At 64.5% G+C, this 15,965-nt stretch carries 15 protein-coding genes; 6 read left to right on the top strand and 9 right to left on the bottom strand.

Features of this window, described 5'->3' with window-relative positions; translation table 11 throughout:
* Positions 1 to 114 precede the first annotated feature (114 nt).
* Complete coding sequence (locus tag JQ572_RS12715) at positions 115 to 1,902, top strand: phosphatase PAP2 family protein (RefSeq protein WP_211383337.1); 1,788 nt, start codon at positions 115 to 117, stop codon at positions 1,900 to 1,902.
* A gap of 89 nt (positions 1,903 to 1,991) precedes the next feature.
* On the opposite strand, the gene JQ572_RS12720 is transcribed toward JQ572_RS12715, so the two are convergent.
* The 6 genes from JQ572_RS12720 to JQ572_RS12745 form a co-directional block, all read right to left on the bottom strand.
* Positions 1,992 to 2,924: a lipid A biosynthesis lauroyl acyltransferase gene (locus tag JQ572_RS12720; RefSeq protein ID WP_211383338.1), complete on the bottom strand. Its 933-nt coding sequence runs from the start codon at positions 2,922 to 2,924 to the stop codon at positions 1,992 to 1,994.
* 8 nt (positions 2,925 to 2,932) lie between these two features.
* Positions 2,933 to 4,210, bottom strand: a complete 1,278-nt coding sequence (locus tag JQ572_RS12725; protein ID WP_211383339.1) for a beta-ketoacyl-ACP synthase — start codon at positions 4,208 to 4,210, stop codon at positions 2,933 to 2,935.
* Positions 4,211 to 4,257: 47 nt separating this feature from the next.
* Positions 4,258 to 5,463 carry a beta-ketoacyl-ACP synthase gene (locus tag JQ572_RS12730; RefSeq protein ID WP_211383340.1) on the bottom strand — a complete coding sequence of 402 codons (1,206 nt, stop codon included), beginning with the start codon at positions 5,461 to 5,463 and terminating at the stop codon, positions 4,258 to 4,260.
* A complete protein-coding gene (locus tag JQ572_RS12735) occupies positions 5,460 to 5,930 on the bottom strand; it encodes a 3-hydroxyacyl-ACP dehydratase FabZ family protein (protein WP_211383341.1) in 471 nt (156 codons plus the stop codon). The genes JQ572_RS12730 and JQ572_RS12735 overlap by 4 nt, the downstream gene beginning before the upstream one ends.
* A 10-nt stretch (positions 5,931 to 5,940) precedes the next feature.
* A complete protein-coding gene (locus JQ572_RS12740) occupies positions 5,941 to 6,228 on the bottom strand; it encodes an acyl carrier protein (protein ID WP_092025034.1) in 288 nt (95 codons plus the stop codon).
* A gap of 234 nt (positions 6,229 to 6,462) precedes the next feature.
* Complete coding sequence (locus JQ572_RS12745; protein WP_211383342.1) at positions 6,463 to 6,804, bottom strand: hypothetical protein; 342 nt, start codon at positions 6,802 to 6,804, stop codon at positions 6,463 to 6,465.
* Positions 6,805 to 7,076: 272 nt separating this feature from the next.
* Between JQ572_RS12745 and JQ572_RS12750 the strand changes: the two genes are divergently transcribed.
* The 4 genes from JQ572_RS12750 to JQ572_RS12765 all read left to right on the top strand — a co-directional run bounded on the left by JQ572_RS12750 (position 7,077) and on the right by JQ572_RS12765 (position 10,863).
* Positions 7,077 to 7,703 carry a ParB-like protein gene (locus tag JQ572_RS12750; RefSeq protein ID WP_211383557.1) on the top strand — a complete coding sequence of 209 codons (627 nt, stop codon included), beginning with the start codon at positions 7,077 to 7,079 and terminating at the stop codon, positions 7,701 to 7,703.
* Between the two features lie 150 nt (positions 7,704 to 7,853).
* Complete coding sequence (locus tag JQ572_RS12755; protein WP_211383343.1) at positions 7,854 to 7,997, top strand: hypothetical protein; 144 nt, start codon at positions 7,854 to 7,856, stop codon at positions 7,995 to 7,997.
* A 149-nt stretch (positions 7,998 to 8,146) separates the two neighbouring features.
* The gene (locus JQ572_RS12760) at positions 8,147 to 8,314 is read left to right on the top strand and encodes a hypothetical protein (RefSeq protein WP_211383344.1); all 168 of its coding nucleotides are present in this window, start codon (positions 8,147 to 8,149) and stop codon (positions 8,312 to 8,314) included.
* Entirely contained in the window at positions 8,311 to 10,863 is a 2,553-nt protein-coding gene (locus JQ572_RS12765) for an HAD-IC family P-type ATPase (RefSeq protein WP_211383345.1), read from the top strand. Before JQ572_RS12760 ends, JQ572_RS12765 begins: the two co-directional genes overlap by 4 nt.
* A gap of 100 nt (positions 10,864 to 10,963) precedes the next feature.
* Here the strand turns inward: JQ572_RS12765 and JQ572_RS12770 are convergent, their stop codons facing one another.
* The 3 genes from JQ572_RS12770 to JQ572_RS12780 all read right to left on the bottom strand — a co-directional run bounded on the left by JQ572_RS12770 (position 10,964) and on the right by JQ572_RS12780 (position 14,527).
* Entirely contained in the window at positions 10,964 to 11,896 is a 933-nt protein-coding gene (locus tag JQ572_RS12770; protein WP_211383346.1) for a hypothetical protein, read from the bottom strand.
* 210 nt (positions 11,897 to 12,106) lie between these two features.
* Positions 12,107 to 12,685: a peroxidase-related enzyme gene (locus JQ572_RS12775; protein WP_211383347.1), complete on the bottom strand. Its 579-nt coding sequence runs from the start codon at positions 12,683 to 12,685 to the stop codon at positions 12,107 to 12,109.
* 102 nt (positions 12,686 to 12,787) lie between these two features.
* Positions 12,788 to 14,527 carry an ATP-binding protein gene (locus JQ572_RS12780; RefSeq protein ID WP_211383348.1) on the bottom strand — a complete coding sequence of 580 codons (1,740 nt, stop codon included), beginning with the start codon at positions 14,525 to 14,527 and terminating at the stop codon, positions 12,788 to 12,790.
* Positions 14,528 to 14,949: 422 nt separating this feature from the next.
* Here JQ572_RS12780 and JQ572_RS12785 point away from each other — a divergent pair, with 422 nt between their 5' ends.
* Positions 14,950 to 15,918 (top strand): catechol 2,3-dioxygenase, encoded by a 969-nt coding sequence (locus JQ572_RS12785; RefSeq protein ID WP_211383349.1) that lies wholly within the window; start codon positions 14,950 to 14,952, stop codon positions 15,916 to 15,918.
* Positions 15,919 to 15,965: the final 47 nt, after the last annotated feature.

Below are 15,965 nucleotides of genomic sequence, written 5' to 3' on the forward strand. Positions count from 1 at the left end.
AATGTTCGATAAATAGGTCAAACGCGGGGATGGCATCAGACAGTCGAGCGCGTCCTCACCCGCGTGCAGAAGCGCCGGGTGGATTCAGCACGCCACGATCTGGAGCCAGTTCAGATGATATCCCTGCCGTCCGCGAACTTCTGGAAATATGCGACCCTCGGCGCCGCGCTGCTGCCGGCCGTGGCGCATGCCGGCTCCATTCCGACGATGCCGCCGGTGAATTTCACCAACAGTTCGACCGCCTCGGTCGGCTCCACGATCGTCAACCTGCTGGATTCCTATACCCGTCTCATGCAGGTCGATCCCAGGCTGCACAATGGCGGCGGCTTGATGGAGCAGAATTATCAGACCGTCATCAGGATGACGCAGGAACGTACGCCGGCGCAGACGCTCGCGGCGATCCATGACGATCGGACCTCGCAGCCCTACAGCGTCCTCAACGGGCTCGGCCCGCTAACGTCGTACTTCATGACGGGGATCGGGTCCTCCACGACGGCAACACCGCCAGCGAGCCTGACACCGACGTCGTATCAGGTGACCACGCTGCAGGATTACGAGGCGAGCGCGCAGGGTATCAACTATCTCAACAGCGCGACCATCGGCTTTGCGGCGTTCGGCAACGGCACCGCGACACCATTGGCGGATGCCGCGAACTTCCTCAACACCACCATCCGCAACAACGCCTCGACCGAACCGCCGAAGCGCACGTTCGCGCGCTACATGGGCTCGACCGCGCCGGTCGTGAATCCCGCTTCGATCACCACCGGCGTGATCAGCCCGCTCGATGCGCGCTACGCCAACTACAATGCCGCGAGCAACAAGGCCGGTCTTTCGGTGACGGACACCGCGCAGTTCGTCGTTCCCAGCTATTTCAGCAATTTTGCGGTCCCGACCGCCTATTACAACACGCTGAACTGGGTGAGGGGCTTCACCGTGACGCCGGCCCTGGTGGCCGCCAATGGCGGCCGGCCGATCACGGTCCCGAATGTGGGAAGCTATGACGCCGCGGGCAATTTCACCCCCACCCAGTTCGTTGCGGGCGACTACGTCCCGGGCATCGGTACGGCGCCCCGTCCGTTCAGGCTCTCGACCAAGGTCAAGGTCCCGACACTGCTCTGGCAGGTCGCGAATGGCACCAACCCCTATGGCGACGGGGCCTATGTCAGCGGCCACACCAATCTTGCCTACAATCAGGCGCTGGGGCTGGCCTTCCTGGTGCCGCAGCAATTCGAAAGCCTCCTGGTCCGCGCCGCCGACCTCGGCAACAATCGCATCCTTGCCGGCATGCATTCGCCGCTGGATGTGATCGGTGGCCGCATCGAGGCGACGGCAATCGTCGCGACCAACATCTACGGCGCGCTCTACGATACGAGCGGCAACCGGCTGGACTGGACCAAATCCACCAACGCCGCGGCCTATGCGATCTATCAGGCCCATATGAAGACCCAGAAATATCTGGCGCAGTCGTGCGGCACCAGCACGGTGGAAGCCTGCCTCAAGCGCGCTGACGGCGCGCACGACGACGACCACGACCATCGCGATGGTCGCGGCCGTCGCGACGGGCGGGATCACGACCGCGACGATCGAAACAAGTTCGACTGCAACCTCGATCCTGACGACAGCAGGGGTTACACCTATCGCTTGACCTACGGGCTCGCGCTGGCGGCATCCATGAAGCTGCCCGAGACCGTTCCGGTGCAGGCTCAGGCGCTGCTGCTGACCCGTTACCCCTATGCCACCGACGAGCAGCGGACCGAGATCCTGCGCAACACGGCGCTGCCGGCAGGCTTCGCACTGCTCGATGGCAACACCTGGGATGGGTGGGGGCGGCTCAACCTCTACGCCGCGGTCAACGGGCAAGACTCGTTCTTCCGCGCGGTCAAGAAGATGACGGCGCGCTGACGCCGGACGCGAGGTGCTCGGGATCGCCAGCGGTCCCGAGCTGCCTCGCGCGAGGTGAGGGTCAGGACTGCAAGGTCAGGACTGCACGTCTACCGCCACCTGCGGTGCAGCCAGAGCCACTGCTCGGGATGCTCGCGCACCCAGCTCTCCACGACATTCGTGATCGCCTGGGTCGTGCCCTGGATGTCGATCCTGCCCTCGGCGTCGCGCACGGGCGGGACTTCCTCGGTCAGCTCGGCGGTGAAGCGGCCGCCGGGCTTGCGGATGATGCGGACGCCGTGGATCGGGCATTCGACCTGGCGCAAGAGGCGCGCCAGCATCGGATTGGCGCGGGTCTTGCGGCCGAAGAAGGTGACCTCGACGCCGCCGGTCAGGTACTGGTCGACCAGCATCGCGACGTGCTTGCCGTCTCTTAGCGCCTGCGCGAGGCGGAGCGGGGCGTCGCGGCCAGCAGGGATCAACGTGCCCATGTTGACCTGGCGCATCTCCTGAATGATGCGGTCTGCGGACGCGATGTTGGGTCGGCGGTAGAGAATCGCGGTGTCCAGTCCGTGTGCGACGGCGGCAAGCGCCGGCAATTCCCAGTTGGACAGATGCGCGGCGAAGATCAGTGCCGGCTTGCCGTCGTCGCGGACGTGGTCGAACAGCTCGATGGTGCGCTTCGGCAATTCGATCCGGCTGTTTTCCGGATGCGCGCGGTCGTAATCCCAGACGTGGTCCATATGCGCGAATTCGCCGCCGACGCGGCCGAGATTGTCCCAGACGCCCATCAGGATCTGTTCAATCTCTTCAGGCGACTTCTCCGGAAATGCCGCGGTGAGATTGGCGCGGCCGATGCGGTGCTCGCGCAGGCGTGGGCCGATCAGCTTGGTGACGCGTGCGAAAAAATCCGAGGTCTTGGCCGGATCGAAATAGCGCGTGGTGCGCAGCATGCCGACGGTGGCGGCGCCGATCAGGCCGCCGCCGATCGACTTGGCGGCCTCCCGTGCGCGGGCCTTCATGCTCGCAGGAAGCAGCGCCATGCGGACGGTCAGGCCGGTTCGCGGGTCAGGATCAGCGAGGCATTCTGGCCGCCGAAGCCGAACGAGTTCGACATCACCGCGGTGACGCGGGCGTCGCGGGCCTTGTTGCCGACGACGTCGAACAGGATCGTGGGATCCGGGGTCTCGTAGTTGATCGTCGGCGGGATGCGCTGATGTTCGAGTGTCAGCAGCGAGAAGATCGCCTCGACCGCGCCGGCGGCCGAGATGGTGTGGCCAACCATCGACTTGTTGGAGGTGACTGGAATCTTCTGCACGAGATCGCCGAACACGGCCGATGTCGTGTTGTACTCCATCTTGTCGTTCTCGGGCGTCGCGGTGCCGTGCGCGTTGATGTGGTCGATCTGGTCCGGCGTCATGCCGGCATCGGCCAGGGTCTTGTTCATGCAGCCGATGATCGGCTTGCCGTCGGGCGAGGAGCGGGTGCGATGGAAGGAATCGGTGAGCTCGCCGCAACCGGCGATCACGCCCAGGATTTTGGCGCCGCGCGCGGTGGCGGCCTCGTAGCTCTCCAGGACGAGTGCGCCGGCGCCTTCGGCCATGACGAACCCGTCGCGGTTCTTGGAGAACGGACGGGAAGCCGCCTGCGGCGGATCGTTCTGGGTCGACAGCGCCGAGAGCAGCGAGAAGCGAACCAGCGCTTCCGGATTGACGGTGCCGTCGGTCGCCACGCACAGCGCGGCGTCGGTTTCGCCGCGGCGGATCGCCTCGACGCCGAGCTGGATCGAGGTCGCGCCCGAAGCGCAGGCCGTCGACAGAGAGATCGGCGAGCCCTTGGTGCCGAAGGTCTCGGCCAGATACGCGGCCACCGAGCCGAACATGAAGCGATGATGATAGGCGCTGTACTTGCCGCCGCCGGAGATGCGCAGCAAATCGTCATAGGTGAAGTCGGGTGAGCCTACGGCGCGGCCGAGTTCGCGGCGCTGCGGCCATTCGACTTCGACCGGAGCAACGGCCAGGAAGAGGGGACCCGGGAAATCGGCCTTGGCGCCGATGCCCGCTTGCTCCAGCGCTTCCTCCGTGACCAGCTCGGCCATCCGCTCGGACAGGCCGGTGGAGGAGAACGGATCGACGCTGACGAAATCCACCGTGCCGGCCATCGTGGTCTTGAGGCCGTCGATCGGGAAACGCGTGATGGTGCGGATGCCGGATTCGCCGGCGACGAGTTTCGCCCAATTGTCGGCCTTGCCGGCGCCGAGCGAGGTCATGATGCCCATGCCGGTGACGACGACGACGGGGCGCCCGAGTTTGTCGCGTGGTGCAGTCATGTCGATCCCCCGATAGAGCTAGAGCATCCAGCTAGAGCACGCCGCGCTCAGCTGACAGCCTCGACCAGCGCCATGCCTTCGCCGCGCCAATGTCCGGCCCCCACCACGACAATCTGGGTGGGCGCCCCCTGCATTTCAATCTCGGTCCCCGTGGAATCGTTCGGCGGGAACAGCGCGCCGCGCGAGATCGAGAGGGCGGCGAGCGCGAGCCCGAGCGGGAATTGCGTTTCCATGGTGTGGCCGAACATCGTACCGGTCGAGCGCACCGGGAATTCAGCATGGCCCTTCAGGAAGCCGCGCTCTTCCGAGGTCGCAGGCTCCGCGCCGGTCGCGCCGGTGATGATCGCGCCCTTGCCCTCGCGCCTGGGCAGCTTGGCCCACAGCTTCTCGAGCGTCGCGGCCATGTCGCCGGGCTGCTTGCGCCGGGCGAGGTCGGCAACGACGCTCGACAGCCTTGCAAACGGCTTTGCGCCGCGCGCTTCCGCATGCGCCCGGGACTCCAGCACCAGGAACGCGCCGGCCGAGCCGAGCGCGAAGCCGGCGTGGTCCTTGCGCGCCCAGACGGGTGCGAACTTGTCCTTCAAATTGAAGTCGCCGAATTCGTAGAGGACCATCAGGTCCTTGCGCTCGCCATTGTGCGAGCCGCCGATCAGCGCGATGTCGCTCTCGCCCGAGGCGATGCGCGCAAGCGCGATGCGCGCGGCATCGGCGCCCGCGACTTCTTCGCCCATGAAGGTGCGAGAGGTGCCGCCGAGGCCGTGGACGATGGCGATGTTGCCGGCGAGGAGATTGGAGAGCTGGGCCAAAAACAACGTCGGCCGCAAATCGCTCATCAGGCGCTCGTTGAGGAAGCCGGGCGCGTTGGCGCCCTTGGCTTCGGCCGTGAGCACGCCGGTATCGACGTTGAGGTCACGCTCGCCGCCGCCGGCGGCGACCACCATGTCGATCTTCGACAGGATGTCCTTGTTGCCCTTGATCCCGGCGGAGTCGAGCGCAAGGCCGGCGGCATAGGTGCCGATGCGCTGCCAGGCTTCCATCTGGCGCTGGTCGCCCTTCTTCGGGATCTGGCTGTCGAAAGAGACCGGCATCAGGGGATGCACGATGTAGGGCGCAAAGCCCTTCTCGTCGACATTGATGCGCTTCTCCTGGAGCGCGGTCCAGTTGGCGTCCAGGCCCTCGCCGAGCGAGGTGGCAAGTCCAATGCCGGTGATCCAGACTTCCGTCTGGCCGGGCTTCGAAGTGGTGTCGGTCATGGCGATACGGCCTGTTGCGGAAAGCCGACTCGCTCGGCGACTTTCGTCATGTATCCGCGCATATCCGCATTGGGGAAGGGGATCAGCGTGAAGGTCAGCGACGAATTCGCGCGCAGCTTGCCGCCGACCCGGATCTTGGCTTCGGTCATGGCATAGCCCGAGCCCTCATGGGCCACGCTCGCCTCAAGGGTCATCAGGTCGCCCGGAAACACCGAGCCGCGCACCTTGGCTTCCTTCACGGCAGCGAGAATCGGCATGCGCTCGAACTTGAGCACGCCAAGCAGGAGGAAGCCCGAGGCCTGCGCCATCGATTCGATCAGGAGCACGCCCGGCATCAGCGGATAGCCCGGGAAGTGCCCCTCGAAGATGGTGCTCTCCTTCGGGACCAGCGCCTCGACGACGATCTTCTTCTCGCCGACATTGAGGTCGACGATCCGATCGATCATGTGGAAGTATTCGAGTTGCATGACCGCGCGCTTAGGCGCTCGCGCCCTTGGCCGCAACCAGTTCGTCGATGCGGGCGCAGAGATTCTTCAGGACGAAATACTGCTCGGTGGTTGCCTTGCCGTCGTTGACCTCCTGGGTCCACTTTTCCAGCGGCAGCTTGATGCCGAACTGCTTGTCGATCGCGAAGGCGATGTCCAGGAAATCGAGGCTGTCGATGCCGAGGTCATCGATGGCGTGGCTATCGGGTGTGATCGTGTCGCGCGGGATGTCGCAGGTTTCAGCGATGATCGTGGCGACCTGATCGAATGTGGTGGACATCACTAAGCCTTTGATATATTGCGGATATTTGTCTGATTATCCAGGGTGGCACGGCGGGTGGGCATCGCGCCCCTGATGACGCCCTCAACCCCCCTCTGACCGGGTTGAAAGCCCGTATATCGGAGCGCCGCCCTGAGTTCAATGGAGCCGGACAGGGGTGGGGGCAGGGCTGGGGATGCCCGATGGAGCCCTTTCCGCCGAACGACCGGCGGCCGGCGTTGCCAGACATGTCGCCTAGATGTGCGGCGTCGTGATCTTGACGCAGTCGCGGCGGCCCATCAGCACGCAATCCTGGGTCCGGCGCAGGTCCGCGATGCTGACCGCGAGCCAGATCCCGATCGCGGTCAGGGCGATGGTGAAGGCGAGTGCCGCGATGTTGGCGAGCATGCGGTGACGAAAATCGTCGGGCTCGGTGCGGGGTTGCTCGTAGCGCGACAGGTCGAGCGGTTCGGGCGCGACACGCAACGGCTGCACGTTACCGTTGCCCCGGTGGGCCGTCGGGGAAGGCGAGGTGCGCGGCCTGAACTGGAGCACCCGGTGCTCGTCATCCGAGCTTATGGGCCGCTGGGTTTTCATGGTGCAGAGATCACTCCGAAGCAGCGATTTTTAGATAGCATACGTGATGAACGCGTTGCAGAAAATCTTCTCAACGCGCAACTTCATTGCGCATTCGCACTATCCTGCAGGGGGGCGCGAACGATCACGGAACCGCCGTCGTCCCGGCATGCACGAGTTGCGATGCAACAACTCCAGGCCCGGCCGGGCGCATTTTCCCGGCGCCATGCCCCGTGGCATAGTCGAGGGAACCTGAGCCGTCGTTGACAAACCATGTGAAGGGCCGTTCGACCATGACCACCAACGCGCGCGAGCCGAGAGTGCATCCGGTTTCGATCCTGTCGCTTCGGCCGACGCAGATGACGGTCGGCATGCGTGAGGTCAAGGAGAAGCGCAAGCGCTGGCGCGAGCACGACAAGTCGAAGCAGGCCGACCTGCTCGGCAAGCACATGATCCCGGTCGTCCACGGGCCGGACCAGCGCTACTACGTGATCGACCATCATCACCTCGGCCGCGCGCTACACGACGAGGGCGTCAAGGAGGTGCTGGTCACCATCGTCGGCGATCTCCGCATGGTCGAGCGCGAGGCGTTCTGGGGCGTGATGGACAACAAGCGCTGGGTCTATCCCTACGACGCCAAGGGGGAAAGGCGGCCGTTCCGCGATCTGCCGAAATCGGTCGTCGATCTCAAGGACGATCCGTTCCGCAGCCTGGCCGGCGAGCTCCGCCGCATGGGCGGCTTCGCCAAGGACACCACGCCGTTCTCCGAATTCCTGTGGGCCGACTATCTGCGCCGAAAGCTGTCGCGCAAGGCGGTCGATGCCAATTTCGACAGGGCGCTCGAGAAGGCGATGTCCTCGGCCAAGAGCAGGGATGCAATCTATCTGCCCGGCTGGTGCGGACCGGCGGAGGATGATTAGGCGCGGGCGCTCGCAGCAGTGCGGCACGCGGCCCGCAAACCGGGCCTCATCACAGCTGCTTGAGCGACATCATTTCCCGCGCCGATGAAGCCGTCCTGAAACAGAGCAATCCCATGTTGTGAGGTCATCGAGCTCACACAGGAGGCCAATATGCGCCGTCTGATTTTCATTGTTGCCTTGCTCGCGGTCGCGTCAGCAGGAATCTCGGCATCGTTTGCCGCAGTCCACCACGCCAGGACTTTGACATTCTCCGAGCGCTTTGCTCCGGCGCTGGATTTGATGGTGAAACGCTAGCGACCCGGCGGCCCGGGCACGCTTGATCTTTCGCAAATTCGCGGCGGCGGTAGGCGGCTATGGTCCGCCTGCATGATTGCCGAACCAGCGTTGCGCCCCGTGCCGAGAGGCCAGGTCGGCTCCAGTCATGCTGACCTGGAGACACGGCCATGAGCCTCATCTTTCGTATTCTCTTTGTCGCCGCCGGCGCGATCACGGCGCTGTTTGTCGCGCGCGATGCCTTGAATTTCACCATCATTCAGACCTTCATCGCCGTTCTGCTCGTCACTGCCATCGTCGGTGCCGGCAGCCTCTGGAGCCTACGGCGGACGACGTGAGCCAGACGCAACGCCGCAGATCGGCCGGGCTCAGCGAGACCGAGGCCCGGGCGAGGCTGAAGGCGGACGGCGCCAACGAATTGCCTCGGCCCGAACGACGCAGTCCGCTGCGCATCGTGATGGAAGTGCTGCGCGAGCCGATGCTCGTGCTGTTGCTATGCGGCGGGCTGGTCTACCTCGTGCTCGGCGATCTCAGGGAAGCGCTGATCCTCCTGGCATTCGGTGCGATGTCGATCGTCATCACGGTGGTGCAGGAGAGCCGGACCGAGCGCGTCCTGGAAGCCTTGCGCGACCTGAGCAGCCCGCGTGCGCTCGTGGTGCGGGACGGTGCACGTCGGCGCATTCCGGGCCGCGAAGTCGTGCACGGAGATCTCCTCGTCCTTGGCGAAGGCGATCGAATTCCGGCCGACGCCGCGCTCGTGGACGCGCGCGATCTGCAAGTCGACGAGTCTCTGCTGACCGGCGAATCCGTACCGGTCCGCAAGCAGGTCGCCGACGAGGCCGCATCAGTCGATCACCGGCCCGGCGGCGAGGATCAGCCCTTCGTGTATTCCGGCTCGCTCGTCGTGCGCGGCGAGGGGATGGCGCTGGTCGAGGCCACCGGCCCACGCAGCGAGATCGGGAAGATCGGGCTGTCACTGCGCGGGTTGCAGTCCGAGCCGCCCCGACTCCAGCAACAGATCGCAAGACTGGTGCGGCTCTGCTTTCTCGGCGGCGCCGTGGTCAGCTTAGCCGCCATCGTGCTCTACGGGGTCTTGCGCGGGGATTGGCTGCAAGCGCTGCTCGCAGGAATCGCAATCGGCATGTCGATGCTCCCGGAGGAGTTCGGCGTCGTGCTCACGGTCTTCATGGCGATGGGAGCATGGCGGATTTCGCAAGCCCGCGTGCTGACGCGGCGAGCCGCAGCCATCGAGGTGCTCGGTTCTGCGACGGTTCTGTGCACCGACAAGACCGGGACACTGACGCAGAACCAGATGTCCGTCGCAGAGCTGCGGTTGCCGGATGGTGCGCGCATGCGTCCGGCGGTGGTGGGACACGACGACGCCAGGCCCGAATTTGTCGAGTTGGCGCGCTGTGGTGTCTTGGCGAGCTCCCCGGAACCGTTCGATCCGATGGAGAAGGCTCTGCATCTGTTCGCGCATGACGCCTTTCGGGACGGCGCTGCGCTGGATGGCGAGCGGATGCTGGTACGTACCTACGGTCTGCGCCCCGAGCTGCTGGCCATGACGCAGGTCTGGCGGTTAGCCGGCCGGGCCGACCTCACCGTATGCGCGAAGGGGGCGCCCGAGGCGATTGCGCGCCTGTGCGAGATGAACCCTGCCGAGCAAGAGACGATGCAAGCTGCCGTCGGAGCGATGGCGAAGGACGGGCTTCGCGTGCTGGGCATGGCGGTCGCCGCCTGCGATGACGCTTCACTCCCGCCGACCCAGCAAGCTTTCGTGTTTCGCTTTGTCGGCCTGGTCGGGCTTGCCGATCCGCTGCGGCCTGCTGTCCCGGCGGCGGTTCGCGAGTGCCGTGCGGCGGGAATCCGCGTCGTCATGATTACGGGCGACTATCCGGCAACGGCTGTTGCCATCGCGAACCAGGCCGGGCTCGAGGTCGGGGACGTCATGACCGGCGATCAGGTCAAGCGGGCGGACGATCAGGAACTTGCAGACCGCGTGGGGCATGTGAACGTGTTCGCCCGGGTCTTGCCGGAACAGAAGCTGCGCATCGTCCAGGCGATGAAGCTCAACGGCGCGATCGTGGCGATGACCGGGGACGGCGTCAACGACGCGCCCTCGCTCAAGGCCGCCCATATCGGAATCGCGATGGGAGGGCGCGGGACCGACGTCGCGCGAGAGGCGTCGTCGATCGTCCTGCTCGACGACGATTTCGGCTCGATCGTGTCGGCTATTCGTCTGGGACGCCGCATCTACGACAATCTGCGCAAGGCGATGGCCTTCATCTTCGCCGTTCATATCCCGATTGCCGGGCTGGCGCTGTTGCCTCTCGTCTTCGGGCTGCCGCTGATTTTCAGTCCGGTGCACATCGCGTTTCTGGAACTGATCATCGACCCCGTATGCTCGCTTGTGTTCGAGGCCGAGCGGGAGGAGCGCGATGCGATGATGCGTCCGCCGAGACGGCCTGATACCGAACTGTTCTCATGGACACTGGTTGGCTGGAGCGTGCTTCAGGGCAGCTTCGCATTTGCCCTGACCGCCGTCATTTTCATTGGCGCGCTTCGCTCCGGCCTTGCAGCCGACGAGGCGAGGACGCTCGCCTTCGTGACGCTCGTCGTCTGCATCGTCGCCCTGGTCCTGGTCAACCGGTCGTTCAGCGCATCGTTCGCGTCCGCATTCTTCCGTCCAAATCCCGCATTGGTCTGGATCTTCGCAGCAGTCGCCCTCGTTCTCGCCACGGCGCTGCTCTGGCCGCCGGCCTCCGGCCTGTTCCGGTTTGGTCCGTTGCATGCGGACGATTTGATGATCACGCTCGGCGCGGGACTGCTGGTGCTCACGATGCTCGAATTGCTGAAACCGCTGTGGGCGCGGCGGCTTCGGTTCTAGCGACGACCGCCCAGTTCTCCGCATGCATCTCGGCTAGCGCGGCTCCTTTTGCCTCCGGCGCAGCGGGTCAAGAGCGGCACGGATGGATTGGACGTCCGCTTCAGGCAGCCGCGTCGCGATCGATTTTCCGCAACCGCACGAAGGCGGCCCAGGCCCGCGGATACTCCTTGTCCGTGGGATCGATCGTCAGCAGCGCGCGGCATGCCTCCCTGATCTCTTCCGGCGAAGGACGCCTCGTTGGCCCCTCGGATGATTTCGACTGCTCCCAGCGAGCCTCGATATCTTTCGCGAAAGCCAGGGCGTCAGCGGTCGTCCGCTTCTGCGTTGATTTCGCCAGGGAGTGGCCCGAGGGGAACGTCGGCCATACCGACGGCGGCTGGTCGACACGCCACGTGAGTTCATCCTTCTGCGCAGCCTCCACGCGCGAACCTGGATGCTGCTCTGCTGACGTCCAGCCGGCCCCGGCCGAACCTGACGAGACTCCCGATCTCGGCGCGCCTGCCGAACCTGGTGCGCGCGCCGCTGTCTGTCCGGCCAACTGGCCAAGCTGCTGTTCCATCGTCCCGCCGCTGGACTTGGGTATGACCTTTTCGACGGTCTTGATCATCGACAGGGCGCCCGGAGATATCAGCGTCCCCCGGTCGGCAATTTTGTCGTCGGCCGCGATTGGGCAGGGCTTGTATGTCGAGCGCTGCGACGTGATCCGTCCCTCGTCGTCGATACGGGCATAATCGATCGCGACCGTGTAAACGAAGGCGGTCTCGACATACTGCCTCTCCTTGTCCATCGCCTTCACGGAGCCGCACACGAATCGTGCGTTGTCCGCGTCGACCGTTCGCAATCCGTTGAAATGAGCTGAACTCGGCTCGATCAGTACGCGTGCGACAGCGGCTCGCGCCATGCCGTGCTCCGATTGAAGCATGCTCCATATTTCGCCGGGGTTGATGGCGTCGGGCTGATAGTTCCATACGTATCCAGCGGCGAAGAACGTTGCACCAATGCAAGACGCGACGGCGAATGCTCGCACGTTCATGAGACAGATCCCCTCTGCAGGCACGACTCATCCGCGTCTCCTTTGACGGAAACTGTGCAAGTTGTGTCGAAGCGTTTCTGCTAGTTGAGGGTGAGTATCTTAAGAAAACGTGTCTGATTGTGAAAACGTCGAGTTCCCGTTAGACGGGAACTCGCGCGTTGCGTTTGCTGGTGAGGCGTTACGTTCGCGTTCGAGACACGGAGCGGTCGATCACTTCTTCGGAAGCCGTCCCATCAGGTAGAACTCGTCGTTGGGCCGCATGCCGGTGAAGTTCGCCAGCCGGTTCGACAGGGCGAAGAAGGCCGAGATCGCGGCGATGTCCCAGATGTCGTCGTCGCTGAAGCCGTGCGGAGCGAGCGCGGCGAAATCCTCCTCCGAGATCCGCTGCGCATCGGCCGAGACCTTCATCGCGAAGTCGAGCATCGCCTTCTGCCGCGGCGTGATGTCGGCCTTGCGGTAGTTCACCGCGATCTGGTCGGCGATCAGCGGGTTCTTGGCGCGGATGCGCAGGATCGCGCCGTGCGCGATCACGCAATACTGGCATTGATTGGCCGCCGAGGTCGCGACCACGATCATCTCGCGCTCGGCCTTGGTGAGGCCGCCGTCCTTTTCCATCAGTGCGTCGTGATAGGCGAAGAAGGCGCGGAACTCGTCGGGGCGGTAAGCCAGCGTCAAGAACACGTTCGGCACGAAGCCGCTCTTCTCCTGCACGGCGAGAAGGCGCATGCGGATGTCGTCGGGAAGCGTGTCGAGGGCGGGGGCGGGGAAGCGTTGCGCGGGCTTTGTCATGGGCATGGATTCCGGCTTGGGGCCGGCAACCATAGTCGATGCCGGCGCCATGCTCAACGTGACGCCAGGCTCGCAATGACGGGTCAGGGAGCGAGCGTTGCGTTACCGCAGCGGCTTCTTGAGAAGCGAGAAGCGGTCCGGATCGAGCCCCAGCGACGGTTGCAGCATCGGGGCCTCGACGTTGGAGAGCGTCTTGGCGGGCGGTGCCGAGAACACGGGGTCGTTCGGCACGTCACGCTGCGAGGTGGCGCCGCGCCAACGTTCGAGCACGGCGCTGACGAAATGCATGTCGTGGCCGGAGGTGGCGGAGGGCACGCTCGAGATGGTGGCTTCGCCGCGCGGCAATTGGTGCGGCGGCACCTCCTTGAAGCGCAGGCGCGTCGGCAGCGCGACGCCTTCGCCGAACGCCAGCACCTCGCGGGTGCCGAGCGAGGGTACGAAGGACAAGAGGTTCGCGGCCGCATCCGACACGGCGGCGCGCAGCAGCGCCTGGTCGCGCTCGTTGGCAAGACGCATCGTGAACAGCGTGTTGCACTGGGAGATGATGGTGGCGTCGAGCTCCGCGGGGCGCTGGGTGATGAGGCCGAGATAGACGCCGTATTTACGGCCTTCCTTGGCGATGCGCGACACCGCCTTGCGGGTCGGTCCGAAGCCGACATTGCGGTCGGCGGAGGCGTAACGGTGGGCCTCCTCGCAGACGAACAGCAGCGGCGAGACGCCGTCGCTCCACAGGCCGAAATCGAAGGCCATGCGGCAGAGCACCGAGACGACGGAATCGATGACCTCGGCCGGGAAGCCGGCAAGCTGCATCACCGTCATCGGCTTGCCGTTGGCGGGCAGGCGGAACAGAAGGCTGATCACCTCGGCCATCGTGTCGCCGCCGACATTGGCGTTGTCGAACATGAAGGCGTAGCGCGGATCGTTGCGCACCGCTTCGATGCGCGAAATCAGCTTGTGATAGATGATGCGCGAGGAGCGGTTTTCCAGCTTGCCCATGCGCTCGTCGATCAGCGACAACAGGTCGACCAGGCGGTACGGCACCGGCGTGTCGACGGTGTAGCCGACCTGCTTGGGATCGATGCGCTTGAGGCCGATGCGGTCGGCATTCTGGTACTGGGTGTAGACGCCCTTGGCGAGCGGGATCACCTCGGCGAGGATGTCGAGCTCCTCGGGCACGCCGGCGCGGCCGCCGAACAGCACGTCGACGATTTCCTCGAAATTGAACAGCCAGAACGGCAGCTTCAGGTTCCGCGGATTGAGCACCAGCGCGCGGTCGCCGAAGCAGCGGCCGTATTCATTGTGCACGTCGAGCAGGAAGATGCGCAGGTTCGGGCGCGCTTTCAGGATCTCGTTGAGCAGCAGCGAGACACCGGTCGATTTGCCGACGCCGGTCGATCCCAGCACGGCAAAATGCTTGGACAGCATTTCCTCGACATCGACATAGGCGATGACGGAGCGGTCCTGCTGGAGGAAGCCGACATTGATCTGGTCCGATCCGGTCGGCGCGTAGATCGTGCGCAGCTCCTGGCTCGTGATCAGGTCGACGGCATCGCCGATGGTCGGATAATTGGTGACGCCGCGCTGGAATTTGGCCTTGTCGGCGGCGTTGAGGATCTCGCCTAGCAGGTCGACCGAGGCGATGGCGATGTAATTGTCGGCGCTCGACAGATTTTCGCAGGAGACCTCGGTGATCATCGCGACGATGACCGAGCTTGCGCAGCGAATGCTGACGAAGCGGCCGACGGTCGCCCGAACCTCCGAGACCGGCATCCGGCTTTCGGCCAGAAGCCCGACCCGGGCGAGCGATCCGCGAACCGAAATCACGCGTCCAAAGGATGTCACTTGAATGAACCTGGCAAGAGCGAGTGCTTTGGGACGACTATGCGCGGCCGTCGCTGCACAAACGGTTAAACGGCAAGCGCGGTGGCTTCGTTAAATCCGCGACAATCCGGCCATGAAGTTTGTTCCTAATGCATACCGATGGGCGGAAACGGCCGGAATATGCCGGTTTCCTGGGCTTTCGGGTCGAAAAGGGTTTAAGGAATATTTTACCATCCGGCCAGTCAGTCGGCCGTTCGAGGATGTTGCCATGTGGACGGAGCACCATCCGAATCAGTTTGATTTGTTGACGGGACCTAATCATTTGTACATTAGTACAAATAAACCGGCGACCCTGATGCCGCCCCGGCGCGTGAGCGGATTTGCAGCCTGCGCCTGATTGCGGGAGCCGGTCCGCCGGATCCGGCGATGCCTTGGAGGAGACCATGCAGCCCGAACCGATTTTCGATCTTGCTCATCTCGGCCACATGGAACTGCTGACGCCCAAGCCCGACGAGAGCCTCAAGTTCTTCGTCGACGTGATGGGCATGACCGTCAGCGGCCAAAAGGGCGAGTCGGTCTATCTGCGTGGCTGGGACGATTACGAGCGCTATTCGCTCAAGCTGACGGCGTCGAAGACATCGGGCATGGAGCACATGGCGTTGCGCGCGCGCAGCCAGCAGGCGCTCGAGCGCCGCGTCGCCGCGCTGAAGGGCTCGGGCTTCGATATCGGCTGGATCGACGGCGACATGGGGCAGGGGCCGACGTTCCGCTGCCGCGATCCCGACGGCCACATCGTCGAGCTCTATTACGAGACCGAATGGTATCAGGCGCCGCCCGAGCTGAAGCCCGCGCTGAAGAACCAGGCGCAGCGCTTTCCCGCCCGCGGCGTCAACGTCCGCCGCCTCGACCATCTCAACTGCCTTGCGGTGGACATCAAGGCCAACCGCGAGTTCTTCGAGAATTACCTCGGCTGCCGCCTCACCGAGCAGATCGTCCTCAACGACGGTCGTGAAGCCGCGATGTGGCTGACGATGTCGAACAAGAGCTACGACTTCGCCTATTCGCTCGATCATTCCGGCACGCCCGGCCGATTCCACCACGTCACCTACGCGCTGGACAGCCGCGAGGAGATTCTGCGCGCGGCGGATATCTTCCTGGAGAACGGCGTCCACATCGAGACCGGGCCGCACAAGCACGCGATCCAGCAGACCTTCTTCCTCTATGTCTACGAGCCCGGCGGCAACCGCGTCGAAGTCGCCAATGCCGGCGCCCGCCTCATCCTCGCGCCCGACTGGAAGCCGATCGTGTGGACCGAGGAGGAGCGCAAGAAGGGGCAGGCCTGGGGGTTGAAGACCATCGAGTCCTTCCACACCCATGGCACGCCGCCGGTGGAGGCGACGAAGCACGGCTGAGCATGACCCGGAAAAGTGTGAAGCGGTTTTCCGCTAAGGTCATGCTC

The organism is Bradyrhizobium sp. SZCCT0153, from assembly GCF_018129995.1.
Classification (GTDB): domain Bacteria; phylum Pseudomonadota; class Alphaproteobacteria; order Rhizobiales; family Xanthobacteraceae; genus Bradyrhizobium; species Bradyrhizobium japonicum_G.